This is a genomic window from Roseateles sp. YR242 (assembly GCF_900109745.1).
Classification (GTDB): Bacteria; Pseudomonadota; Gammaproteobacteria; order Burkholderiales; family Burkholderiaceae_C; genus Roseateles.
In genome coordinates this window covers 573,325-597,291 of record NZ_FOAV01000001.1, presented here as the reverse complement: position 1 = coordinate 597,291, position 23,967 = coordinate 573,325, and the positions used below count along the sequence as shown (strand labels likewise).

The 23,967-nt window shown below is 66.1% G+C and carries 19 protein-coding genes; 12 read left to right on the top strand and 7 right to left on the bottom strand.

What is annotated here, in order from left to right:
• Positions 1-37: 37 nt before the first annotated feature.
• Entirely contained in the window at positions 38-679 is a 642-nt protein-coding gene (locus tag BMY53_RS02570) for a response regulator (RefSeq protein ID WP_092943274.1), read from the bottom strand.
• A gap of 315 nt (positions 680-994) precedes the next feature.
• On the opposite strand from BMY53_RS02570, the gene BMY53_RS02565 reads away from it, so the two are divergent.
• A complete protein-coding gene (locus tag BMY53_RS02565) occupies positions 995-1,588 on the top strand; it encodes a winged helix-turn-helix domain-containing protein (protein ID WP_092943272.1) in 594 nt (197 codons plus the stop codon).
• 59 nt (positions 1,589-1,647) lie between these two features.
• Positions 1,648-2,325: a response regulator transcription factor gene (locus BMY53_RS02560; RefSeq protein WP_177200680.1), complete on the top strand. Its 678-nt coding sequence runs from the start codon at positions 1,648-1,650 to the stop codon at positions 2,323-2,325.
• Between the two features lie 125 nt (positions 2,326-2,450).
• Here the strand turns inward: BMY53_RS02560 and BMY53_RS02555 are convergent, their stop codons facing one another.
• Entirely contained in the window at positions 2,451-2,918 is a 468-nt protein-coding gene (locus BMY53_RS02555) for a nuclear transport factor 2 family protein (RefSeq protein WP_092943268.1), read from the bottom strand.
• A 387-nt stretch (positions 2,919-3,305) separates the two neighbouring features.
• Between BMY53_RS02555 and BMY53_RS02550 the strand changes: the two genes are divergently transcribed.
• The 3 genes from BMY53_RS02550 to BMY53_RS02540 all read left to right on the top strand — a co-directional run bounded on the left by BMY53_RS02550 (position 3,306) and on the right by BMY53_RS02540 (position 6,197).
• A complete protein-coding gene (locus BMY53_RS02550; protein ID WP_092943767.1) occupies positions 3,306-4,241 on the top strand; it encodes an alpha/beta fold hydrolase in 936 nt (311 codons plus the stop codon).
• Positions 4,242-4,421: 180 nt separating this feature from the next.
• A complete protein-coding gene (locus BMY53_RS02545; protein ID WP_092943266.1) occupies positions 4,422-4,946 on the top strand; it encodes an RNA polymerase sigma factor in 525 nt (174 codons plus the stop codon).
• A 147-nt stretch (positions 4,947-5,093) separates the two neighbouring features.
• Complete coding sequence (locus BMY53_RS02540) at positions 5,094-6,197, top strand: proline iminopeptidase-family hydrolase (protein WP_218151160.1); 1,104 nt, start codon at positions 5,094-5,096, stop codon at positions 6,195-6,197.
• Between the two features lie 48 nt (positions 6,198-6,245).
• Here BMY53_RS02540 and BMY53_RS02535 read toward each other — a convergent pair whose 3' ends face one another.
• Complete coding sequence (locus BMY53_RS02535) at positions 6,246-7,316, bottom strand: alpha/beta fold hydrolase (RefSeq protein WP_255369999.1); 1,071 nt, start codon at positions 7,314-7,316, stop codon at positions 6,246-6,248.
• Between the two features lie 106 nt (positions 7,317-7,422).
• On the bottom strand, positions 7,423-10,647 hold the full coding sequence (locus tag BMY53_RS02530) for a sensor histidine kinase (RefSeq protein ID WP_092943262.1): 3,225 nt from the start codon (positions 10,645-10,647) through the stop codon (positions 7,423-7,425).
• Positions 10,648-11,012: 365 nt separating this feature from the next.
• On the opposite strand from BMY53_RS02530, the gene BMY53_RS02525 reads away from it, so the two are divergent.
• From BMY53_RS02525 to BMY53_RS02495, 7 genes are all read left to right on the top strand, one after another.
• Positions 11,013-11,333, top strand: coding sequence for a histidine kinase dimerization/phosphoacceptor domain-containing protein (locus BMY53_RS02525; protein WP_092943260.1), 321 nt, complete (start codon positions 11,013-11,015; stop codon positions 11,331-11,333).
• 445 nt (positions 11,334-11,778) lie between these two features.
• Entirely contained in the window at positions 11,779-13,686 is a 1,908-nt protein-coding gene (locus BMY53_RS02520; RefSeq protein ID WP_092943258.1) for a DEAD/DEAH box helicase, read from the top strand.
• 47 nt (positions 13,687-13,733) lie between these two features.
• Positions 13,734-14,534: a DUF1294 domain-containing protein gene (locus BMY53_RS02515; protein WP_092943256.1), complete on the top strand. Its 801-nt coding sequence runs from the start codon at positions 13,734-13,736 to the stop codon at positions 14,532-14,534.
• Positions 14,535-14,537: 3 nt separating this feature from the next.
• Positions 14,538-15,056 carry a GNAT family N-acetyltransferase gene (locus BMY53_RS02510; protein ID WP_092943254.1) on the top strand — a complete coding sequence of 173 codons (519 nt, stop codon included), beginning with the start codon at positions 14,538-14,540 and terminating at the stop codon, positions 15,054-15,056.
• 102 nt (positions 15,057-15,158) lie between these two features.
• Complete coding sequence (locus tag BMY53_RS02505; protein WP_092943252.1) at positions 15,159-16,727, top strand: hypothetical protein; 1,569 nt, start codon at positions 15,159-15,161, stop codon at positions 16,725-16,727.
• The gene (locus BMY53_RS02500; RefSeq protein ID WP_092943250.1) at positions 16,724-17,437 is read left to right on the top strand and encodes a DUF4194 domain-containing protein; all 714 of its coding nucleotides are present in this window, start codon (positions 16,724-16,726) and stop codon (positions 17,435-17,437) included. The genes BMY53_RS02505 and BMY53_RS02500 overlap by 4 nt, the downstream gene beginning before the upstream one ends.
• Positions 17,437-20,256, top strand: coding sequence for an ATP-binding protein (locus BMY53_RS02495; RefSeq protein WP_092943248.1), 2,820 nt, complete (start codon positions 17,437-17,439; stop codon positions 20,254-20,256). The genes BMY53_RS02500 and BMY53_RS02495 overlap by 1 nt, the downstream gene beginning before the upstream one ends.
• Positions 20,257-20,268: 12 nt before the next feature.
• Here BMY53_RS02495 and BMY53_RS02490 read toward each other — a convergent pair whose 3' ends face one another.
• The 3 genes from BMY53_RS02490 to BMY53_RS02480 form a co-directional block, all read right to left on the bottom strand.
• Positions 20,269-21,219 (bottom strand): alpha/beta hydrolase, encoded by a 951-nt coding sequence (locus BMY53_RS02490; RefSeq protein WP_092943246.1) that lies wholly within the window; start codon positions 21,217-21,219, stop codon positions 20,269-20,271.
• Between the two features lie 123 nt (positions 21,220-21,342).
• Positions 21,343-22,563: an MFS transporter gene (locus BMY53_RS02485; RefSeq protein WP_092943244.1), complete on the bottom strand. Its 1,221-nt coding sequence runs from the start codon at positions 22,561-22,563 to the stop codon at positions 21,343-21,345.
• A gap of 404 nt (positions 22,564-22,967) precedes the next feature.
• Positions 22,968-23,945: a S66 family peptidase gene (locus BMY53_RS02480; protein ID WP_092943242.1), complete on the bottom strand. Its 978-nt coding sequence runs from the start codon at positions 23,943-23,945 to the stop codon at positions 22,968-22,970.
• Between the last annotated feature and the right edge of the window lie 22 nt (positions 23,946-23,967).

Here is a 23,967-nt window from a genome sequence, read left to right as displayed (position 1 = left end):
ATTGAGCCGGTGCATCGGGCCGGCCAGTTGAGCCCGCCTACGGCTCGCTGTTCAGAATCCCTCGCCGCATCGCAATGATCACGGCCTGCAGGCGGTCACGAGCCCCGAGCTTCACCAGAATGCTCTTCATGTGGGTCTTGACCGTCTCTTCCGACACGCCGAGCCGGTCGGCGACCTGCTTGTTGGGCCCACCCGCCGCCACTTCACCGATCACTTCCACTTCCCGGGCCGACAGCCCGTCTTCCGTGACCCGCAACGACAGTTCCAGCGCCACCTCCGGCGCCACAAAGCGCTTGCCGGCATGCACGCTGCGCACCGCCGTCACAAACTCCTTGCGGATGGTGCTCTTCAACAGATAGCCCGAGGCGCCGGTCTTGAGTGCCCGCAGCGCGTGCACATCCCCCCGGTAGGTGGTCAGCACCATGATGCGGGCGGAGGGCGAGCGCTTCAGGATTTCCGCCATCGCCACCATGCCGTCCATGCGCGGCATCTGCAGATCCATCAGGGTGATGTCGGGCCGGTGCTGCTCGTAAAGGCTCAGCGCCTCCAGCCCGTCCGCCGCTTCAGCGACCAGGGTCATGTCGGGCTGCCCGGCGATGATCGCGCCAATGCCCATGCGGACCATCGGGTGGTCATCCACAACAAGAAGGCGAATCGGGCGGTCGTTGAATTCAGGCATGTTGGCCAGGTGGCTCCAGGGCTGAGAGCTCCCTGGAGAAGCCCCTGCAAGCACATTAACGCGGTTGCGGGAGCACCGTCAACATTCCATGGTGCCGGTATCACCCGATCGAGTGAGGCGCGCCTCCCTGTGGCTCGGCTGGTGGCGCGGCCCGTCCCCACCTAGAGTCTGGACCTATGGGATGACCCCAGTGGCCAACAGGTGCCACGACCCTTTGAGCAGGGGCGGCAGGGCCCGAAGAGGCCACGGCGCTCGGTTCAGGCAGCGGTTTTCCCCCACATGCGACGGCTGGCGCCACGCGTCAAGGAGAGGATCATGGCTGCTGAACCTGCGGGACCCGTCCCGAGGACTTTTGCGTTCGGAACATTTGTGCTCATTCCGGAACGTCAGTCGCTGCTGAGCGATGGCGTGCCGGTGCGGCTGGGGGGCCGCGCCCTGGACATCCTCACGGTGCTGGTGAACCGGCCCGGCGAACTCGTGACCAAACGCGAGTTGATGGCCCGGGTATGGCCGGACACCGTCGTGGAGGAAAGCAATCTCAAGGTCCACATGGCGGCCCTCAGGCGGGTGCTGGGCGATGCCCCCATGCCGGCCCGCTACATCGCCACTGTCACCCGGCGTGGTTACCAGTTCATCGCGCCGGTGCGGCGGGGCGAGTCGCCCGGGGGGCTTCCCCTCATGGCGGCGGGAGCGGCCCACGGCGCCAGCACGCGGGCGATGGACGCGGTGGCCATCACCGTGTCAGAGCAACCGTTCGGGTCGGTCAAGGATGGCGTCTGGGTGATTGATCTCGCATCCCTGCAGGACGCGGATTCGTTCCTGACCGCGATCACCGCCGCGCTGCGCTCCGGCGCACGAATGCCGCCCGAAGGCGAACACACAGAACGGGCGCGTCTGCCACCACCATGACCACCACCAGCGGGCGGTGTACTCAGCTTCATGCGCCTGGGGCGCATCGGGAGAATCTCATGAACGACGTCATTTCCGGCCCGGTGAGGGTTGGCGTGCAGCACTGCGAGCCGCTGCTGTCCATCGGCATCCAGGCCGCCCTGCGGGAGGTCAAGGACATTCGGCTGGTCTCACCCGCGCCTGCGGGTGACGACGCACCGCATGTGCTCATCACCGACTGGAGCGCCGGGGTGCAACAGGCCAGCCTCAACGCAAAGATCTTGCCAGCGCAGGGCAGGGTGCTGGTGATTTCCTCCCAGGTGCGCGAGCAGCCGCTGAGGACTGCGCTGCGGCAGGGCATCCATGGCCTGCTGCTCTCCGCCTGCTCGACCCGGGAACTGGTCTGCGCCATCTTCGCGCTGGCCGAGGGGCGGTCCTATGTGTGTGCCGACGTGGCGCAGCGCATGGCGATCAGCTATTCCCGCGAGCCCCTCACGGCGCGGGAAGAGGAGGTGCTCGGGCTGATCTGGCGCGGCCAGTGCAACAAGTCCATCGCTCATGGCCTGGGGATTGCGCCCGGCACGGTGAAGAGCCATGTCAAGTCGATTCTGGGCAAGCTGGCCGCAAGCTCCAGGACGGAGGCCGCCAGCATTGCCGCAGAACTGGGCATGGTGGAGGTGGCGGGGTGGGAGCGTCAGCCCGCCCGACGGAGCCCCAGCAGCGCGCGGTGGCTGGTGGCGGCGCCACCGCCGGCCTGAATCGGGAGGGTGGCCCTAGAGTGCACTGTTTCGAGTGCACTGTTTCGAGTGCACCGTCTCAAGTGCACCGCATCAAAGGCACTGATTCGAGAACCTCTGCGCCGTGGGTTGACGCAGAGGTTTCATCAAAGGCCGAGTTCGGACAGCCCGGGATGGTCATCCGGGCGACGGCCCAGTTCCCAGAAGAACTTCCGGTCACTCTCGCGAATCTCCAGGTCGTTGATGCTGGCGAAGCGGTGAGCCATCAACCCGTCGTCATTGAATTCCCAGTTCTCATTGCCGTAGCTGCGGAACCATGTGCCTTCGGCATTGCGCCACTCGTAGGCGAACCGCACCGCGATGCGGTTGCCGGTGAATGCCCACAGTTCCTTGATCAGGCGGTATTCGAGCTCGCGGGCCCATTTCTTCGTCAGGAAGGCTTCCACCTCCTGCCGGCCGCGCGGGAACTCGGCCCGATTTCGCCACACGGTGTCCAGGGTGTAGGCGGTCGCCACGCGCGCCGGGTCGCGGCTGTTCCATCCATCCTCCGCCGCACGAACCTTGAGGATCGCAGTGGCTTCGGTGAATGGGGGCAGCGGAGGTCTTGTCGTCATTGAATGCTCCAGGGATGAATGCCGTTTCAGTATCCGCCGCTGCCTCTGTGGGGGGCCGTTAAATATGGTGAAGGTGCCCGGCGTGACCCCTTTCGCAGGCGACGGCTGCCGTACCAAATGCCGGTTGGATTCAACCCAACGCTGTTCTTCACGCTGTTTAACCGGCATTTCCCGTAGTTCCTGCCGGCTGCGGATACCTTGAAAAGGTCGTCACCGACGGCGTCGCTGGTGGGAGATCTGCGCTGCAGGTCCGTGTGCCGCGGCAGGTCTTTCATGGAGTCAATCATGACCATCGAACCAACAAGTCTTACCTCAACGCAGTGCGCTCAAAGCGGCGCCGGCAAGCGCACCATCGGGCGGGTGCTGCCGTGGGCCGTCGCCGGCCTGATGGCCCTGCATGCCCCTTGGACCCAGGCCGCACCGGCGCAGGACCAGGAAGCCACCAACGTCGCCAGCACGGCGGCCGTCAGCTACAAGACGGTGAAGATCGACGGCCTCAACATCTTCTACCGTGAGGCCGGCCCCCGTAATGCGCCGGCATTGCTGCTGCTGCATGGCTTCCCGACGTCCTCGCAGATGTTCCGCAACCTCATCCCGCAATTGGCGCAGCGTTACCGCGTGATTGCACCGGATTACCCTGGCTATGGGCAGAGCGACATGCCGCCCATGGACAAGTTCAAGTACAGCTTCGACAACCTGGCCCAGGTGGTCGACAAGTTCACGGTGGCCGTGGGCCTGACACGCTTTGCGATGTACGTGCAGGATTACGGCGCGCCCATCGGCTACCGCATCGCGGCGGCCCATCCGGAGCGCATCTCGGCCATCGTGGTCCAGAACGGCAATGCCTATGACGAAGGCCTGGACAACGAGTTCTGGGTGCCCGCCAAGGCTTACTGGGCCGACAAGTCCGTGGCCAACGGCGCCAAGCTGCGGCCCCTGTTTGAGCTTCCCGCCACCAAATGGCAATACAGCGAAGGCGTGCGGGACATCCAGCACATCAGCCCGGATGCCGCGACGGTGGACCAGGCCTACATGGACCGTCCCGGCAACAAGGACATCCAGCTGGAGATGTTCTACAGCTACGGCAGCAACCCGCCGCTGTATCCCGGCTGGCAGGCCTATTTCCGCAAGCATCAGCCGCCGATGCTGATCGTCTGGGGCAAGAACGACAAGATCTTCCCGCCGGCCGGCGCCCATCCGTATCTGCGCGACCTGCCCAAGGCTGAGCTGCACCTGCTGGACACCGGCCACTTCGCCCTGGAGGAGGACAGCGAAAAGATCGCCCAGCTGATGCGCGTGTTCCTGCAAAAGAACGTCCGCTGATATTGAGGGCGCTTTCCGCACTTGCGGTGAACGCCCGCGAATCCATTTGGCGTCGGGCCTCCTCTTTCGCCTGAGAACGTCGAAAGCTGGAGACCTGACATGCCTGTGGAGTATTTGAAGAATGGGTGCTGCCCGACCTGCGCCTGGCTCGATCTCGGGCCACCGCAGGAATCGTGAGCCATGCGCCTTGGCCCGGAGCACGAGTCCATCCTCGCAGCCGCGCATCGCGGCGACCCGGCAGCACTGGATCAGTTGCTGCGAATCACCCGCCCCGACATCCGACGTTATGCCCAGATGCATTGCCGCATCAGCGATGTTGATGATGCCGTGCAGGAAACGCTGCTGATCGTCGCGCGGCGCCTGCCTTCCCTGCGCGCGCTGCCCGCGTTTTCGGCCTGGTTGTTCCGGCTGGTGCAACGTGAATGCCGCCGGCTGGGCCGCAAGGCCATGGACTTTGACCCCTATGACGAGGAACGCCTCGAGCACTGGCTGGTGAAAAACGACGAGACCTCCCTGCGCCTCCAGCTGGTGGCGGCGTTGCAGGCCTTGCCTGCCCATTACCGCGAGGTCATCTTGCTGCGTGACTTCGAGGGCTGGCGCATTGGCGAGATCGCCGAGCTGACGGGGTTGAGCTGCGCCAATGTGAAGAGCAGGCTCCATCGGGCACGGTCGCTCGCCAGAGAGCACCTGCTGCCACCGGAATGACGGGAAGTCATGCAGCCTCCCTCGCCCTCATTTCGGCCTCATCTCGCCTCCATCTCTCCCTCATCTCTCCCTCATTTCGGCCTCACCCCCCGTCATCGCCGTATCTACCCACCCCTAGTGATCGACCGATCCATCCCGAGAACTCTCATGACCAATAGAAGAACCTTCCTGACCACGACGGCGGCAGCAACCGTCACGACGCTTGCCGCTGCGCCGATGGGCGCTGCTGCTGCCACTGGTACAACCGGCAAAGCAACTGGTGCAACGGGTGCCAAAGGCGGTAGAGGTGCTACAGGCGCTACAGCCGCGTCAGCCCACAAGTCGCCCGACATTGCAGCCACGGTCCCCGATGGCCTGAATCCTGTGGGCGTGCGCACGGCCGGCGTGCGCCTGGTGCCGGTGGTGGGCGGCAAGTACAAGGTGTGGACCAAGCGTGTTGGCAACGGTGCCACCAAGGTGCTGCTGCTCCATGGGGGCCCCGCGTTCTCTCATGAATATCTGGAGGCCATCGCCGCCTTCCTGCCCGAGGCCGGGTACGAGATCTATTTCTACGACCAGTTGGGCGTCAACAACTCGGACCAGCCCGATGACACCTCGCTCTGGACCGTGCCGCGATATCTGGAGGAAGTGGAGGAGGTCCGGCGCGCACTGGGCCTGGACCAGTTTGTGCTGTTCGGCCATTCCTGGGGTGGTGTGCTGGCGATCGAATATGCGCTCAAGCATCCGTTGGCATTGAAGGGCCTGGTGATCTCCAACATGGTGGCCGGCATGCAGGCCTACCTCCAGCGGATCAACCATCTCAAGACCACCCTGCTGCCCGCACCCCTGCTGGCGCGCGTCAACGCGCTTGAAAACGCGCAGGATTACGAGAACCCGGAGTACGAGCAAATCGTCATGGAGCATCTGTATGCCAAGGTCATCTGCCGCCTGGACCCCTGGCCTGATGCGCTCATGCGCAGCTTCAAGCATCTGAACAAAAGCATCTATGTGCAGATGCAGGGGCCCAGTGAGTTCCAGGTGAGCGGCAGCCTGAAGGATTGGGAGCGCTGGGACCGGCTCCACGAGATCCGCACACGCACGCTCATCCTGGGCGCCACGCATGACACGATGGACCCGGAGGACATCAAGCGCATGGCCAGGCTGATGCCCAACGCCCAGGCCGCCATCTGCCCCAACGGCAGCCATCTGTCCATGTGGGATGACCAGGCGGCCTATTTCGGCCACCTGCTGCGTTTCCTGGCGACGGTCTGACTCAAGAAACCGCTGCATAACTCCCGGGAGGAGTTACGCGGCGGTTCCTTAATGCGGACGCCCGTTCAGGTGGCGTCCGAGAAAGGCCAGCATCAGACCTGCGATCTCGTCGCCATGTGAGGCCAGCGCGAAGTGCCCGGTGCCGTCGATCATGTGGATCTCGGCCTTGGGCAGGTCACGCTTGAAGGCTTGCGCGCCGACGGGCAGGAAGAACGGATCACTGGCGCCCCACACGGCCAGCAGCGGCGGCTGATACCGGCGGAAGTAGGCGTGCACCGCCGGGTACTGCAGCAGATTGGTCCGGTAGTCCAGCAGGATGGCCAGCTGGATGTCTTCCTGACCGGCCCGGTTCAGGAACTGCTGATCCAGCAGGTAGCCGTCCGGCGCCACGCGTGAGGGCTCCTTCACACCTTCGTAGTACTGCCACCGCGTGGTCTCCAACGTGAACAGGCTGCGCAGCGGATCACGCGTCTGCGGAGAAGGATCGGCCCAGTATTTCCGAATACCGGCCCAGTTCGCGCTCAGGCCTTCTTCATAGGCATTCCCGTTCTGCGACACGATGGCCGTGATGCGCTCCGGATGGGCCACGGCAAGGCGCCAACCGATGGGGGCACCGATGTCGAAGACATACATGGCGTAGCGATCGATCTTCTTGATCTCGGTGAACCGGTCCACCACCTGCGTGAGCTGGTCAAAGCTGTATTGGAACGATGCATCCGCCTTCACCTCGGTCAGCCCGAAGCCCGGAATGTCCGGCGCGATGACGTGATAACGCGTCGCCAGCTTCGGAATCAGTTCCCGGAACAGGTGGGAAGCGCTGGGGAAGCCATGCAGCAGCAGCACCGTGGGTGCATCGGCCGGGCCCGCTTCCCGGTAGAACACCTTGTGGCCGTCGACGTCCACAAAGGCATGCTGGACGGTGGGGGCCGGGGCAGGCGCGGCGGCTGTGGCGGATATGGTGGTGGATGTGTTGGTCAAGGGCGCGGCCGTGTGGGCCTGCGGCGTGGCGCAGGCAGTGGCCGACACGGTGATCAACACCGTGCAGACAGCCATCGTGGCGACCCGACGGACGCCGGGCAGGATGGCGCGCGCCGGGCGTGGCGCAGCGAGGGAGGGCATGGAGGAACTCCTGGCAATCGGGCCCGGAACGGGCGGTGGGCCAAGGTAATTCCTATCCGGATGTTTTCGAAGTTCAGCGCGGTTAAATACGGTGAATGCCGAAGCGCTAGTCTTGGCTCGCATGGCGGCGCCGCAGCTGCGCCAGTGGGTGGCCCCAACGGCGTTGGCCGCGCCTGTACACGATCCTGGCGGGCACATCGAGGGTGAGGACGGTGCCGCGTTCGTCCGACTGCACGTGCAGGCGCGCCGTCAGGCGCGCTGCCCGCTCCTGCATGCCGATGAGACCCCAGCGCCCGACATGGATGTTGTCCGGGTTGAACCCGCTGCCGTTGTCGGACACCTGCAGCGAGAGCCCGCGCGGTGAATAGGCCAGGGTCAGATTGACGCGGGTGGCCCGGGCGTGGCGGAACGCGTTGCCCATGGCCTCGGCAATGATGCGCAGGCACTCCTGCACCGCTACCGGCTCGAGCGGGCACACCGGGCCGTCCATGCTCATCGCGAAGGCGATGCCGGTGTCCCGGGACCAGCGCTCGCCGATCAGTTGCAGGTCCTTCGCAAAGTCCATCGACGGGTCCGACGTCCCACGCAGGTTGGTGACCGCGTCGCGCCCGTCCGCAATGACCTCGTCGGCGTATTCCAGCGCGTCTTCCATCAGCGCGCGGGACCGTTCATGCCGAGGGATCTGCTCCATGGCAGCGTGGAAGCGCAGCACCAGTCCCTGCGTGGCCTGCAGCAGGGTGTCGTGGAGCTCTCGGGCGATGCGTTCGCGCTCCACCATCCGCTCCTCCAGGCGCAGGCGCAGGCGGCTCTTGATGGCGCGGATCTTCAGCAGGTAGAGCAGCCCCAGGGCGGCCGCCACGGCAAGCGCACAAAGTGCCTTGAACCAGGGCGTCTGCACAAACGTGGGCGGAATGACAAACGCCACGCTGGCGCCTGTGGGGCTCCACAGGCCGTCGTTGTTGGCAGCGACGACCTGGAATTGATGCTGGCCAGGCGGCAAATCCCGGAAGTAGGCCTCACGATGGGTGCCAACGTCCTGCCAGGCGGCCTGCTCATCACCGAGGCGAAAACGAAAATTCACGCGTTCCGGCATGGTGAGGCTGGGGGCCGTGAAGGTGATCTTCAGGTCACGCGTGTGGCTCGGCAGCTGGGGGATGGTGCCTGGGTCCACGGGGTAGGTCTTCCCGTCCGCAATGATCGCCTTGACCATCACCTGCGGGACGATGGTATTGCGTGGCCTGTGCAAGGGGTCGATCCAGACCACGCCATTGACCGTCGCAAACCAGATGCCGTCGTCCGTCCCGACGGCGGCCACAGGAATGCCCGGTAGACCGTCCAAATGGTTGAGCAGCTCGAATTCGACCGGCTGACCCGGAGACGCGAGTGACCTCTTCAAGGCGTCCGCCGGCAGGTGCACCACGCCTTCGTTGCTGCTGATCCAGAGGTCACCTTCCAGGCACGGCACGATGCCGTTGACCCCAGTGAATGGCCCATGGGCGCCGACGACCGGATGGAAGCTTTCCCCATCCAGGCGCCACAGGCCGTTCTCACTTCCCATCCAGAGGTGGTCACCGCCCTCGGCGAAGGTTCCGACCGCGCCCGCTGCGGCCTCCACCGTGCCGGTCCCTTCGGTCAGCCGGGCCACCGGTAGCGGCACGCCACCGGTGACCACCACGCGCCTCAGGTGGTCACCGTCAAGAACCGTCACTTCACCGTCGTCATAACCGAACCAGACCCGTCCTCGCGCATCGGTGAACAGGGCGGTGGCGTTCTGGCTGGGCATGTCGGTGCGCCCGCCCCAAAGGGTCCACTGGCCGTCCATGACGCGGTACACACCGGTGCGAAGCACGGAGACCCACATGGCCCCACTCGCATCCTGCGTCATGGCCTGGATGCTGGAATAGGTGAAGGACGCAGGCTGGTGGCCAGGCTGGCGGGGCAGGTGCAGCCAATCTTGGTCTGATGAGTGCCGCCAGAGCGCATCGGCACCCGCCGCCCAGAGCGTGCCGGACGGCGCGCTGTAGAGGACGTCAATGCCAGCGCTGGACAGATGATCGAACTTCACCCGCTTCTGCGTGGCCCGGCGGGCGCGGAAGATGTTCCCCCGGGAGGAGCCGATCCACACGCTGTGGTCCGCAGCAGGCGCCAACGAGAATTCCAGCGAGCCTGGATCTGACGGCAGCCTCAACGATGCCGGGGCACGGAACCGGTCGAGTCCGCTTCGCGTGGTGAACCACATGTTCCCTTCGCGGTCCTCGAAGATCCGGGAGATGGACTCTCCGGTGAGCGGGGCGCGGTCCGTGATGGCATCCCGTTCGTCATGGACCGTGCCGCGATCGTTGCTGCGAAGCTTGCTGCGAGTCACTGGCGCCGCGCCCCATGCGGGCAGCAGGCGCCCGGCGCCCTTGGCACCCCCAAACCACAGGTGTCCTTCCCGGTCAAAGGCGTGCCGGCTGTCGATGTCCGTGGTGATGCCCAGGTCCTTCCATTCGGGTGCGGGCAACCCCGCGCTGTCAGGCGGAGTCAAGGCCAGTGTCCGCATGCGGCCGGACATGCACACCATCGCTGTGCCGTCGGGCTGGAGGAGCAGGGAGTGATAGTTGCTTCCCGGGACCGTGACTGCGAGTTTCTCGAACCGGGCGGCCCCTTTGCGCAAGTAGTGGATGTGGTCATCGCCCATCATCCACAGCGTGCCGTCCCGGTCCAGGACGAGCGCATCCACCGGCGTCTGCGGCAGATTCCAGGAGGTGGTCCCCTGCGTCCATCGGGCGCCTTCGAGCCGGAACATGCCGCGCGTTGTCCCGGCCCACAGCGTGCCGTCGCCGGCATTGGCCAGTGAACTCACGGACGAGCGGGGCAGCCCTTGCGCCGGGCCGTAGTTCACCAATTGCCCATTCAGCAGGTGGCTCACGCCGCCGAAGTGGTAGCCCACCCACAGGCCACCGTCCCCGGAGACGTGCAGGGCGTAGACGTCCTGCGAGAGAAGGGGGGTGCCATGGGCGCCGGCAAAGCGCTCGAACATGACCCCGTCGAAGCGGAACAGCCCCGCCATGGAACCCAGCCACAGGAAGCCGTCGGGCGTCTGCGCGATGGCTTCTATGCCGGGAGGGACACCATCATGGGCGGTCCACCGCGTGTGATAGAGCTGCGAGACGGTGTAGCTCGGTGGCAAGGCCCAGGCGGCCGTGCAACTCAGCATCGCGGCCAGGAAGACCCGAATGCAGTGGGCGGTCGCGTCCAAGGCGTTGCGGTAGGCCCATGAGCAGACGCGCTGCCAGCGTGACGTGTGCGCGCTGGCGGCGGGACTCGACGGCAGGCTGGTGCAAGGCATTGACTCCCCCAGGACGACGCGGAGTATAGGCAGCACAACAGCACCGCTCACGGGGGCCCGCCGCGTGCCTTGGGCAACGTTGCAAATCCCCGCCAAACTCACTCGATAGAGGGAGAAATCGATCCCTGGATCTCGGCAGGCGGGCCGCCTGGGAGTTGCTTAAGGTGCGGGTGTCGGTACACCTACCTCGTGATCCGGCGCGGAGGGGACCCGCCAAAAGCTTGCTGTCCGCCTTTCTGAGCCAGGTGCCGGCGCCGTGTGTCATGTGTCACATGCCAGGCCCAAGTTGAAGTGGACTTCCTCCTGTGGCTTCGAGTCTGTGCCTTCATGCTGTCGAAAGAGCGGTGCGCCAATGGCCGCCGTCGATGTGGTTGCTGTGCCTGCTCGCTGCCCTTGGCATCGCGCTGCTGGTGTGGCTGATCCTGAGGGGCCATATCGGGCTGCTGGGCGCGCGCAAGCGGATGCGCTTTGAGCGGCGCATGGCCGAGCGGGCGGGGATCTCACGGGAATTGCACGACGCGCTGCTGCAGGGCACCCAGGGGCTGATCCTGCAGATCCAGGCCGTGGTTGACCAGATGCCGGTGGGGGATCCTTCACGCAAGGCGCTGGTCGACGCACTGGACCGAGGTGAATCGATCCTGACGGAAGGACGGGATCAACTGCTGGATCTACGCGATGCGGTGTAACCCCATCCCCCACCCAGGGGAGGGGCTAGGTGAAAACCCCAAAATACCGCTATACTCGCGCTCTTCGTCGGCAGCCATGCCCACTTTCAGAGTGGCCTGCTTGATGATTCGTACGTCTCCTCTGACCTCTTTGCAGTCCGCTGCGTAGATACGATGCCAAGGGTACCCACCTGACCGGCACTTCCGTATCACCTACGTATTCCTTACGTAGGCGCACTGCTAGCCCTCGGGTTCGGTCGGCGGCGATGCCGTCGCTTTGACTGTTCCCCGGCGCCTCACCAGGCACCATCGCATTTTCATGCGTTGCCCTGGTGATCGACGCGAGCTTTCTCCCAGCGACATCACCTTCCGCCGCGGCAATGTTTCCCGCAGGCGGACAGCGACCCGGCCATCCGTGCGCAAGCGTGTTTGCGGCATCGACGGCCAGGCGCTCTTTTGACGTGAGATGACTTTGAACCAAGAACTGAACGCCGACCAGACCGCCATCCTGAGCGAAGACCAACTCGACAACGAGCTGATCAGCGAGGAAGCAGGCGTGGAGTCGGCCGCTGCTGCGCCCGCCGCCCCCACGGGTGAAGCCTTTGCCACCCTCGGCCTGCACGAAGCGCTGCTGCGCGCCGTGAAGGATTCCGGCTACGAGAACGCCACCGAAGTGCAGTCCCGGGCCATTCCCCCGGCACTGGGCGGCGCTGACCTGATGGTGTCGTCGCGCACCGGCTCCGGCAAGACCGCTTCGTTCATCCTGCCTGCGCTGCAGCAGATCCTCGAAGCCCGTGCTGCCCGCGCCACCGCGCCCAAGGTGAAGACGCAAGGCCCGCGCGTGCTGGTGCTCGCACCGACCCGTGAACTGGCCCAGCAGGTCGCCAAGTCGGCCATGACCTACGGCCGCCACATCCAGGGCCTGCGCGTGGCCACCGTGCTGGGTGGCATGCCTTATGCGCAACAGCTGCGCATGCTGAGCGGCCCCCTGGATATGATCATCGCGACGCCGGGCCGTCTGCTGGACCACATCAACAGCGGCCGCTGCAAGCTCGACAACGTCACCATGTTCGTGCTGGACGAAGCCGACCGCATGCTGGACATGGGCTTCATCGAAGACATCGAATTCGTGGCCCAGCAACTGCCGGTGGAACGTCAGACCCTGATGTACAGCGCCACCTTCGCCGGCAACACCGGCCGCCTGGCTTCGCAGCTGATGAAGGACCCGCAACGCATCGACGTCAGCGGCCACACCGAAACGCACGAGAACATCGAGCAGCGCCTGCACTGGGCCGACAACGGCCAACACAAGCGCAAGCTGCTGGAGCACATCCTGGGCGAGCGCAATGTGGACCAGGCCGTGGTGTTCACCAGCACCCAGCAAGACACCGAGTGGCTGGCTGAGCAGCTCTCCGCCATTGGCCATCGCGTGGCCGCGCTGCACGGCGGCATGCCGCAGGGCAAGCGCAACCGCACGCTGATGATGCTGCGCCGTCGCGACCTGCGTGTGCTGGTTGCCACCGACGTGGCTGCCCGCGGCATCGACGTGCCCACCATCTCCCACGTGATCAACTTCGGCCTGCCGATGAAGGCCGAGGATTACGTTCACCGTATCGGCCGTACTGGCCGTGCCGGTCGCTCCGGCATCGCCGTGACCCTGGCCGAGCGCCAGGATCTGTCGATGATCAAGCGCATCCAGCAGTTCACCACGCAGGAGATCCCGGTCTCGCGCATTACCGGCCTGGAGCCGCGCAATGAAGAGCCGCGCATCTTCCCGCCGCGTGGCCCGAGCCGTGGTGGTGATCACCGTGGCAACTTCCGTGGTGGCGATCGTGGCGGCTTCGGCGGTCATGGTCAGAACCGTGGCGGTTTCGGTGGCCATGGCGGCCAAGGCCGTCCGGAAGGTCGTTTCGACAACCGTGGCCCGCGTTTCGAGAACCGTGGCGAGCAAGGTGGTGCCCGTTTCGACGGCCGCCCGCCGCAACGTTTCGAGCCGCGTGCGGACCAGCGCCCGGAAGGCGCCCGCTTCGAGCCGCGTGGTGACCGTCGTCCGGACGCACCGCGTTTTGGTGACCAGCGTCCCCCGTTCCAGCGCGATGGCGGTGGTTTCCAGGGGCGTCCTGCACCGCGTGATGGCGAGCGTCGTGCCTTCGAACCGCGTGGCGGCCAGGAGCAACGCCCGGCCTTCCGTGGCGGCGACAACCGCTTCGATGACCGCGCTCGTTTCGAAGGCCGTCCGGCCCATTCGGAAGGCGGCCCCCGTTTCGGTGGCAAGCCAGGTCATGACCGTGGCGCGGCCGGTGGCCGTGGCGACGACCGTCAAGACCGCGGTGGTTTCCAGGCCCGCCGCAACGGCCCGCGCAAGGGCTTCTGATTCCGCATAGCGGATCAGTTGGAGGCTGAAGGCGCGGGAGCGGATGGATGCGGGTGGAAGGCAAGGTCATCCAATGGGATGACGCGAAGGGCTACGGCTTCATCGCACCCAGTGCGGGTGGTGCCAAGATCTTCGTTCATGCCCGTGGCTTCGGACTGCGCGCCCGCCGGCCCTTTGCCGGCGAGCGCGTGAGCTACGAAGTGGGGCTGGATGGCCAGGGCAAATCGCGCGCGATCAACGTGCGCAGCCTGGAGCCCAAGCCGGCCCCTGCCGGCCCTGCCAACGGATCGCGAACCCCTTCTCCAACGGCCCCCCGGGCCGCCTCCGCAGGACCAGCCTCCGAAGGCGCCGCACGGCGCGCATCCGCGCGTTCGTCCGGCGCCTTTGCTTCGTCTGCCTCCACCTCAGCTTCCGCCAGGTCTGCTAAGTCCACCAAGGCCCGTGGCCACACGGGCCCTGCGGGTGGCGGCTCGGCCGGCAACGCCGAGCTCTGGCTGATCCCCACCTTCGCCAGCCTGGTGCTTCTGACGCATCTGGCCTGGCCCCTTCCTCACGCTCTGTGGGGGCTGTACATGGCCATGAGTCTGGCCACCTTCATCGTTTATGCGCTGGACAAGCGGGCCGCCCGGCTTGGCCAGTGGCGCGTGAAGGAAATCACGCTGCACGGCCTGGCATTTCTCTGCGGCTGGCCCGGCGCACTTCTGGCTCAGCACTTGCTAAGGCATAAGCGTGCCAAGCCAGGCTTCCGGCGCACCTTCTGGTTGAGCACCGCGCTCAACATCCTGTTGTTTGTCCTTCTGTTCACGCCCATGCTGTCGCCGCTTTTGCGGCGCTCCGCAGTCGTCTGAGTCATGTTGCAGTTGAAAGTGATCGATGCGGCGGATGTTCCCGCCGTACTCGCCCTCCAGGCCGCGTGCTACGCGCCGGCCTTCCACGAAAGTGCCGAGGCCTTTGAAGCCAAGGTCCGCGCCACGCGCGGCCTGCACTGCTCGTTCCTGGCGGTCCAGGGCGGGGAGGCGCTGGGTTATATCGTCAGCCTGCCGGTGGACGAGGGGCAGTTGCCTGGGCTGGATGCCCTGGATTGGCAGGCGGCGCGCGCTCCTCGCACGATGTATCTGCATGACCTGGCGGTCTCCCCGGCTGGCCGCGAGCAGCGGCTGGGCCACAAGCTGGTGGAGCAGGTGCTCCGCCGTGCGCGAGACATGGGCCTGGCGCAGGTGGCCCTGGTGGCCGTGCAGGGCTCGCAGGCGTACTGGCAGCGGCTGGGTTTTGCGCAGGCCCCGGCGCCGCTGTCCGAAGGTCTTCAGCAGAAGCTGGACAGCTTTGGCCCCGGTGCCTGCCTCATGCAGCGCACCTTGGTGGCGGCCTGATCTGCCCGCTGCCCGAACCTGGCTGTCAAGCATTCACCCGAATCCGGGTTCACCCTTGGCTGATCGGTCAGGGGAGGGGGCTGAGGCTGGGATAATCGCGGCATGACTGTGATCCCGGGAAGCGTGGCGGACGATCCGCTGCGCGAAGACCTCCCCGAACCTTCCTTCGAAGACTATTTCCGCGAGGGGCAACTGCCGCAGGAGTCCCTCCTGTGGTGGCAACTGGAGCGAAACGAGGCCTTGCTGACGGCGCACCGCGCGCTGTTCCACGGCCCGTCCACGCTCGTGCGTCTGCGCGTGTGGGTGTTCATCGAATTGATGACCCTGCCGCATTCGCGCCTCACCCGCGACGACCTCAACCGGCATTTCCACGTCCTGCGCGATGAAGCGCTGGACCTTGTCCTCAAACGCCTGCGTGACGCGCAGTTGCTGGCCTGGGACGCGTCCAACCAGCATTACGGCGTGACGCCGCTGGCGCAGCAACTGATGGCCCTGGTCTCTCCGCTGACGCAGGGCGTGGACCAGGACGGTGACCTCGTCGGCCTGCTGGCCAATGTGGCCGGTGCGCAGCAACTGGGCACGCTGGAGCCGGCGCAACTGCAGCATCTGCTGGCGCAACTCTCGCGGCTCTACAACGAGTTTGCGGACGCCATCGCCTCCGGCTCCGAATTCCACCTGCGCCGTGCACGCATGCGTTTCGAGCGGGCGCTGACGCTGGTGGAAAAAGCCAGCGAGGCGCTGTCGGCCATCATTTCCCAGGCCCAGAGCGAGGGCAATGCCCGCCTGGAGCGTCTGGCGCGTGAACTGGGGTTGGCGCAAGCCCGCCTGCTGGCCATGGCCAGCCAGTTCAACCGTGCCTTGCAGCAGGCAGACCGGCAGCGCGTGACGCTGGGCTCTACCGGCATCACCACCACCGATGTGCGCCGCTGGCTGCAGGACGTGCCCTTCCTGGAGAACCTGGCCCTGGGCGCACTGTCGCGCCCGGTGCATCCGGTGTTTGTGGCCCAGCACGAGCTGCTGGACACCTGCGAAGCCGAGTTTGAACGCGACCGGCCCAAGCCACCCGCCCCCGAGCCGCTGCCTGACGGCCTGCAAGCCCCTGAAGGCAAGCTGGCCGTGATGAGCCTGCCGCCCGACATGGGCGAGTTGCAGGCCCTGCTGGGCCGCTGGGGCGAGTCCGGCGTGGACATGAACGACTTGCGTCCAGCGGTGCTGGGCGGCAGCTATGCTCGCGCGGCCTACCGCGCACAGTTGCTGCCGCTGCTGGGCGACCCGCAGGCGCAGCATTTGGCCGGCGCCACCGGTGACATGGCACGCCAGCCATGGCGGGTGCGGTGGTCCGCCAAGCAGGGGCCGGTGCAGGACGACTATGTGCGCTGGATGAGTGAAGGCGTGCTGCACGGCGCGGAGGTCGAACCGCCGCTTGAGCCCGACACCTCGCCGCTGGCCCCACCTCCCGCCGCGGAGCCGCCCAAACGTGGGCGGCGCAAGAAGGCCGCGACCGAAGCCACAGCTCCGGATGCTGCCGCGTCCCCTGGTGCTGCCGCATCACCGGACGTTGCCGCATCCTCTGCCGCTTCGTCCTCTGCCACTGCATCCTCCGATTCCCCCAGGCCCGACGCCGCTGCCACCAGCAGCGACTCCTCCGCCTCAGAAGCCTTTCCCCCATGAGCCCACAACTCGATGATGCCGCCCAACTGGCGGCGCAATTGCTGGCACGACGTTGGCTGCCGCGCAACCAGCCGCTGGTGCGACGTGCCCTGATCGATCAGGAGCTCTGGCGCGCCGTCAACGAGCGCCTGGCCGCTGTTGGCCTGCGTATCGTGGACAACGTCTATGCCGACCACATCAGCGTGGCCATGCTGCGCCCGGCCGAGGTGGCCGTGTTTGGCGAGACCGGGCTGGCGGCCAACAACAACCTGGACCTGCCGCGTGACGGTGTGGCCTTGCTGGTGGTGTTGTGGGCCCTGATCGTGCTGCCCAAGCGCCAGCGCCAGCTGGCCCGTGCCGAAGAGGCGGCGGAAGGCCAGGGCGAGATGTTCGCCACGGACAAGCCGTTGCCCACTGCGGCCAGCAGTGCCCCCACCTTGTCCTACCGCAGCCTGCTGGCCGACTTCGGCAACCAGTTGGGCAAGAAGATGCGGCTGGACGCCAATCTCAAGATGCTGGAGCGCCAGGGTTTCATCACCCGCAAGAGCGAAGACATTGCGGAAGGACCGCTGCTGGACCTGCTGCTGGACTACGACACCCTCGCCCCCCGCATCCTCGACGGTGCCCTGGCCGACGTGCTGGCCCGCACCTCTGACGGCGAAGCCAGCCCGCTGATGACTGCCATCCTGGCGGCCCGCCACAACGAAGAATCTGACCTGAGCGAGTCCTGATGTTTCATCTCCAATCCCTGGAACTGCTGCACTGGGACTACTGCCGCCGAGTGTCGATGCCGCTGGACGGCAACATCATCACCATCGCGGGGCCCAACGGGTCTGGCAAGACCACGCTGCTGGACGCCATGCGGACACTGCTGGGCCTGGAATGCTCCGGCGGCCGCACCTACAAGACCTATGCGCGCCATGCCAACGCGGAAACCGCCTGGCTGCGTGCGCTGGTGGACAACCGCCCGCGTGGCCGCCAGAACAGCAGCCGGCCCTTCGCCAGCTCGCTGCTTTATGCCGACCAGGTCACCCTGGCCTGCCGCATCTCGCGCCAGGGTGGGGACTGGGTGCGCCGCTACATCGTGGCCGACGGGGTCAACGAAATCGAGGTGCTGGACCAGAAACCCGACAAGGACTGGCTGGGCATCGAAGCCTGGAAGAAGCGCCTGGAGGCGGCGGGCCTGACACGTGCCATCGGCCGGGTGCTGGCGCTGGAACAAGGCCAGACCGACCGCCTGTGCGAGCTCTCCCCCAAGGAGCTGCTGCGCCTGGTGTTCGAAGTGTTCGGCGACCAGGAAGTGCTGGACCGTTATGAACTGGCCCGCAACCACCAGCAGCAGCTGCTGAAGGAAGTGGAGCAGTCCTCGCATGAGCTCTCGCATGCACAGGCCCAGCTCTCGGACCTCTCCAACCGCGTCAACAGCTACCAGCAGTACCAGCTGCGGCTGAAGGAACGGGAGCGGCTGGCCACCGAGGTGGTGCCGGTGATGCAGTGGAGCGAGCAGCGCCAGCGCACCGCCCAGCAGCTGCGTGAACTGCACCGCCAACGTCTTTTCGCCCGTTCCGACGAACGCGGCATGAGCGACAAGCGCGCCCATCTGCTGTCGCTGTTCCAGGCGCAGGAAGCCACCAGGAACCGCCTGAGCGAGCTGGAAGTGCAACGCAAGGAGGCCCGCCAGGCGTTCGAGGCCGCGCGTGATGGCGAGCGGCCGATGGAGCAACTGGCCAAGCGCGAAGAGGACCTGAAGGCGCTGGCTGCGGTCGAGACCGATGGCGCCGCGTTGACCACGCGCCTGGAAGAACTTGGCACGCGCCAGCATCAGCTGCGCGAGACCTTCACCCGCAACAACGACCAACTGCGCAAGGCGCAGGCGGCCATGGACGAGCTGACCGGCCAGCGCCTGCCGCCCCCGCCGCAGGAAGTCACGCGCTTCAGAAAGGCGCTGGACGAGGCCGGTATTCATCACCATGTGCTGGCCGACTGCATCGACATCTCCGATGACCAGTGGCGCGCCGCGGCCGAAGGCTTCCTGCGCCCGTCGCGCTGGGTGGTGGTGCTGGCGCACAGCAGCGATGAATCACAGGCGTACCGCCTGGCCTCGCGTGAGCGTTATCGCCACTATGTGGTGGCGGACGGTGAGCAGGCGCCTACGGTCAGCCCGAAGGACAGCTTGCTTTCCGTGCTGAAGTTCAATGCCAAGGCGCCGGCCTGGCTGCTGCGCCAGCTGGCCGCCATCCGCTGCGTGGCCGATACCGACCAGGGCGCCCGCGCTGGTGGTGAATGGATCACGCCGGACGCCTACTACCGCGACGGCCGTGGTGGCCGCAGCCTGTGGGTGGAGCCGCGTGAGTTCCAGTTTGGTGTCTCCGCGCTGGATGCGCGCCGTGCCTCGCTGGAAAAGGAACTGGCCCGCTACGACCTGGAACTCTCCAAGGTGGCCAAGGAGCAGGTGGAGATCGAGCGCCAGCTGAAGGACGCGCAACGGGCGGCGCAAGGCCACAAGGCCGCGCAGGAACTGGTCGAACGTGCCGAGGAGTTCGCGCAGGCCCGTGCACGCCTGCCGGGGCTGCGCCAGTCCCGCATCGAAGCGGCCACCCGCATGGCCTCGCTGGACCAGGAGCACGACCGGGCCGTGGCTCAGGGCACGCGCCATGAGCGGGACTATGAATCCGCGCAAGCCTCCCTGAAGGCGAGCGAGGACAACGTGTCTCGCGGTGAGCGCGAGTGGATCTCTCGCCGAGACGATCTGCTGGCCCAGGCCAAGGCCTCGCGTGAGGCCAAGGGCCGTTTCCCGGCGGCCTGGATCCATCCGCAACGCCTGGCCACCCTGCGTGACGAATTCGACAACGCCAAGCAGGCGGAGATCGCCTCCCGCCATGTGCAGCAGGAGCTGGACACTGGCGTCTGGGAAACCGATCCGCAGGTGCAGGACCGCTATGCCCGCACCCATGTGGCGGTGCTGGAGCAGACCACGCAGCTGGACGACCGCCGCGCCAGCAACGAGATGGCGCGCATTGCCGCCTTCAATGCCCGCGAACGCTACATCGACGTGCTGCGCGCCACGGTGCGCCGCTACAAGAAGAATGTGCAGGAGCTGGGTGAACTGGCCGGCGTGCACGCCCAGGCGGAGCTGCCGCACCTGGACAACGACGACACCGTGCTGGCGCAGGCCGGCCTGCATGTGAAGTTCAACTTTGACGGCAAGGGCGAAGTAGGCATGAATGACGGCGAGGCCTCGGGTGGGCAGCAGGTGCTCAAGAGCCTGATCCTGCTGGTGGGCCTGATGAAGGACGACGACGCGCCGGGCGGTTTTGTTTTCATCGACGAACCGTTCGCCCACCTGGATGTGCGCAACATCCAGCTGGTGGGTCACTTCCTGAAGAGCACCCGTGCGCAATACCTGCTGACGACACCGATCACCCACAACGTGGAAGTCTTCGAGCCTTCGGAGATCACCTTGGTGACCAGCAAGAAGCCGCGTGGCGAGCGTTGGGCTCCGCCAATCGCGGTGCTGGCGCGCAAGCCGGAAGAGTCGGTCTACGGCTGATCGCTGCGCGGCTCAACCGCCGGTGTACGGGCCGCGCCCGGGCAGCGCCCACAGCAGCGCGGCCGTTGCACCGGCGGGGGCTACCGTGAGGTGGTCCTCACCGGCGAGCACGTGGCTCTCGATGCGCAGCGACCGGTACGCCCGACGCTTCAGCAGCGACTCGAATCGACGCATGTCGGCCACGAGGTCCACCTTGCTGTTGTAGCGGGGGCCTCTGGCGATGGCCTCGTAGGCGCCGACGTATTGGAAGACGTTGGCGGCCAGGTCTCGATGCGTGCGGGCATAGGCCGCTTCGCGTTCAAACATCACCTGATGGTCGAACCAGAAGGACGGGCTGCCCAGCACGTAATGGCTGAACAGCGCCGGGCGTTCGAACAGGATTTGTGAAGCGAACAGGGCGCCGTAGGAATGGCCGAGGATGACCCGGCGCTTGGGGTCGAGGTTGTAGCGCGCAGAGACAGCGGGCACCACGACATCCGCCACATAGCGCAGGTATTCGGCGCCGCCACCATAAAGCCGACCACCCAGGTCGCCGCGTTGACCGGGCGGCCGCCCCATGGGGTTGGTGGGGGTGTAGTCCCGGTTGCGCATGTCCGTGGCCGACTCATCGGCGGGGCCGCCCAGGCCCACGACTGCGAAGTCCGCCATGTTCTGGCCACGCTGGCCGACGCGGTGGCGCAGTGCCCGTACCAAAGGGAAGGCGTAGGGCGCATCCGTGACAAAGACGGCAGGCAGTGGCGTGGGGGAGACCTGCACGCCGGGCGGCAGATCCACCCACACCTCATACGGCCGTCCGGAGACAGGGTCCGGCAACGGATGGACGAAGCTGTTGGCGAATGAATAGGGCCCGGTGGAATCGGGCAGCGAGGGCGCTGCGGCGGACGAGGTGGCAGCCAGCGACGCGGTGGACGGATGAAGCAGCGGGGCCAGGGCCGCTGCGGCCAATTGCCGGCGATTGATCATGGATGGGGGTGACTCACACAAGCACAAGCGCGCGAGTCTCGGGCCGCCATGCGCGATGCGTCCGGGCGAAGACGCGTTACCGGGGTTACTGACGTGCGGACGTTGCCCGCATGAAGGCGAGATCTACTGCCGTGTCGGCGTCCGTGCAGGAATCCATCGCCCAAGCAGCGCGGCCGCGAGCATCGCCAGCAGTCCGGTGGTGAAGATGCCGCCGGCGAGCGATACGGTTGCCACCAGTGCGGAGAGCAAGGCCGGGCCGCAGGAGCCGCCTACGTCCGACAGGAAGCGCCACACGCCCAGGAAATAGGCGCGGCCATGGCGTGGTGCATTGTCGGCCCCCAGCGTCATGATGAGCCCGGAACCGATGCCATTGCCGATGCCAACGGCCATGGCGGCCATCAGCAGGGTGACCAGCCCGGTGGTCCAGGGCATGAGCAGCAGGGCGCTGCCAATGATGGCCATCGACGGCACGGCCACCCAGCGGCGGCCCTTGATGTCCATCACGCGGCCGGCCGGGTAGAACAGCAGCATCTCCACGCCACCGGAGAGCCCGTAGATCAGCGAGGCGGCGGCGGGCGCCAGTGCCAGATGGTCGGCCCACAGGGGGATCACGGCCTGGCGGGATGAACGCACGGCGCTCACCAGCATGACGCCAAGCCCTAGCGTGAGGAACACGTGGCGGTGGTTCTGGATGATGGTGCTCAGCGTCACGGGCGCGGGGGCGGCCTGCCCGGCGGGGTGGGGCGGGCTTTCCAGGTCAGGCAGCCTGGCGCCTACGGCCGCTGCACACAGCACGCCAACGATGCCCACGGCGAATGCGGCGGAGACACCGAACATGTGGATGGCGCCAGCGGCCAGGAACGGGCCGATGAACATGCCGATGCGCATGACGCCGCCCAGCGTGGACAGTGCGCGGGCGCGATAGAGAGCGGGCACCGCCTCGGTCAGGTAGCTCTGCCGTGCCAGGTTGTAGACCGCCTGGGACATGCCCACCATGAAGCAGCCGGCGGCAAACAGCGCGAGGTTGTGGGTGAACACGGACAGCGCCATGCCGAGGGCGCTCCAGATGCCGGCCGCGATGATGGCGCCGCGCTCGCCCCAGCGCATGGTGATCAGGGAGGCGGGCACGTTGTTGAGCAACGAGCCCAGGCTGATCAGCGTGACCACAAACGCCGCCATGGCCACCGAGGCACCCAGATCCCGCGCCATCAGCGGCACGATCGGGAGGATTGCGCCTTCGCCCAGCCCAAAGAGAAGCGACGGGCCGAACGCCGGGAGGGCGATCTTGCGGAAGGAGAACTCAGCGGGGACGGTTGGCTCGGCGGACGGGGTGGGGGCGGTCATCGGCTTGGCGCTCGGGAGGGCGGCGAGATGGCCGCAAGTGGAAATTTTGCGTCGGTTGCGTTGCTGGGGGTGTGCTGTGGGGTGGATGGGTGCGATCTGTGACACCCGGTGGGTGGCCAGGCGAACAGGACGGCGTTGTTAGCGCGCTGTTCAATGAGCCCATCGGGCTGGTGCCGTCTGCGGATGGCGGCATGCTCCACCTCCTGGTTGTTGGACTCGTCGGTGGCAATCGGCACCGATGCCCAAGGGCGTTTTTATCTCAGTACGTTGAGCGACATCAAACGCTTCACGGAGACATATACCGCTCAGCACCTCGTGCAACGGGACTACGCAAGCATGATCGCCCCCAATGCGCTTGCGGTCAGCCCATCCGGCGCCGTGTACCCCAGGGCAGCAGCAGGAGGTCATCTCAGTTCCTGCTCGATGGCGCACGATCCCTCCGCCCAGGAAACTTGCGCCATCGCGCCCTGAACCAGTGTCAACTGCGGGCCAACGTGTCCGATGTCCACATCGACGATGACCGGTACCGAGATGCCGGTCATCGCCGCTTCGAGAGCATCACGTGTGGTGAAATCTGACGGATCCGTTGTCGAGGCCGCTGCATTGCGGCCGATGAGTACGCCTGCGACGTGATCGAACCAGCCGGCAAGACGTAACCCATGCAGGGCCCGCGCCATCTCGAAGGGCTGCAGCTCGGCGTTCTCGAGAAAGAGGATGACGCCATCGTCCTTGCGCGAACGCGCGAAGTCGCTGACGGCGCCGAACGGTGAACCGGCAAGTCGGGAGATCGAGTCGAGGCACCCGCCCACGAGGCGTCCTGAAAAGTGGGTTGAGCCACTGCGTCCATCCAGTCTCCAGGACGCCGAAGCAGCGGAGGGCGTCTGGGACAGGCTGCTTCCTGCACCAAGCCGCCATGCGTCAATGACGCGTGCGGAGACCGGGTCCAGATCTGGACCAGGTAACTGCATGAGGTTGGGACCATGTAGCGACGCCCAGCCCGAGCGCAGCAGTAGCGGAAGCTGAATGGTCGAGATGTCGGAGAAGCCAATCAACCACTTTGGCGTCGAAGCGGCGAGACGTTCGAAGTCCATGAGCCCCAATATTTCCGACGCTCGTTCACCGCCCCACGGCGGCATGACACCCGCGATGTTGGGATCGATCAGCACGCGTTGGAGCTCCTCCGCGCGCTCGGCTGCACTTGCGCTCGCGCCCTTCGTTTGAAACCGCAAGCTCGCCCCCTCGGTTACTCGCAGGCCCCTGGCCCGCAGGAAATCGATCGCCGCGTCGAGACGCGTATGCATCGAGGGCCGCACGCCGGACGACGGTGCAACGACGGCGATGAGGTCGCCTGGGAACAAGGGGCGGGGAAACCGAATTGGCATGGAAGACACGGTTGGTGAGCTG

Coding starts and splice junctions, on each gene's coding strand:
- BMY53_RS02520 (WP_092943258.1), top strand. CDS start 11,779: ATGACTTTGAACCAAGAACTGAACGCCGACCAGACCGCCATCCTGAGC.
- BMY53_RS02555 (WP_092943268.1), bottom strand. CDS start 2,918: ATGACGACAAGACCTCCGCTGCCCCCATTCACCGAAGCCACTGCGATC.
- BMY53_RS02545 (WP_092943266.1), top strand. CDS start 4,422: ATGCGCCTTGGCCCGGAGCACGAGTCCATCCTCGCAGCCGCGCATCGC.
- BMY53_RS02505 (WP_092943252.1), top strand. CDS start 15,159: ATGACTGTGATCCCGGGAAGCGTGGCGGACGATCCGCTGCGCGAAGAC.
- BMY53_RS02490 (WP_092943246.1), bottom strand. CDS start 21,219: ATGATCAATCGCCGGCAATTGGCCGCAGCGGCCCTGGCCCCGCTGCTT.
- BMY53_RS02550 (WP_092943767.1), top strand. CDS start 3,306: ATGGCCCTGCATGCCCCTTGGACCCAGGCCGCACCGGCGCAGGACCAG.
- BMY53_RS02530 (WP_092943262.1), bottom strand. CDS start 10,647: ATGCCTTGCACCAGCCTGCCGTCGAGTCCCGCCGCCAGCGCGCACACG.
- BMY53_RS02510 (WP_092943254.1), top strand. CDS start 14,538: ATGTTGCAGTTGAAAGTGATCGATGCGGCGGATGTTCCCGCCGTACTC.
- BMY53_RS02525 (WP_092943260.1), top strand. CDS start 11,013: ATGTGGTTGCTGTGCCTGCTCGCTGCCCTTGGCATCGCGCTGCTGGTG.
- BMY53_RS02560 (WP_177200680.1), top strand. CDS start 1,648: ATGAACGACGTCATTTCCGGCCCGGTGAGGGTTGGCGTGCAGCACTGC.
- BMY53_RS02540 (WP_218151160.1), top strand. CDS start 5,094: ATGACCAATAGAAGAACCTTCCTGACCACGACGGCGGCAGCAACCGTC.
- BMY53_RS02480 (WP_092943242.1), bottom strand. CDS start 23,945: ATGCCAATTCGGTTTCCCCGCCCCTTGTTCCCAGGCGACCTCATCGCC.
- BMY53_RS02565 (WP_092943272.1), top strand. CDS start 995: ATGGCTGCTGAACCTGCGGGACCCGTCCCGAGGACTTTTGCGTTCGGA.
- BMY53_RS02495 (WP_092943248.1), top strand. CDS start 17,437: ATGTTTCATCTCCAATCCCTGGAACTGCTGCACTGGGACTACTGCCGC.
- BMY53_RS02485 (WP_092943244.1), bottom strand. CDS start 22,563: ATGACCGCCCCCACCCCGTCCGCCGAGCCAACCGTCCCCGCTGAGTTC.
- BMY53_RS02535 (WP_255369999.1), bottom strand. CDS start 7,316: ATGCCCTCCCTCGCTGCGCCACGCCCGGCGCGCGCCATCCTGCCCGGC.
- BMY53_RS02570 (WP_092943274.1), bottom strand. CDS start 679: ATGCCTGAATTCAACGACCGCCCGATTCGCCTTCTTGTTGTGGATGAC.
- BMY53_RS02515 (WP_092943256.1), top strand. CDS start 13,734: ATGCGGGTGGAAGGCAAGGTCATCCAATGGGATGACGCGAAGGGCTAC.
- BMY53_RS02500 (WP_092943250.1), top strand. CDS start 16,724: ATGAGCCCACAACTCGATGATGCCGCCCAACTGGCGGCGCAATTGCTG.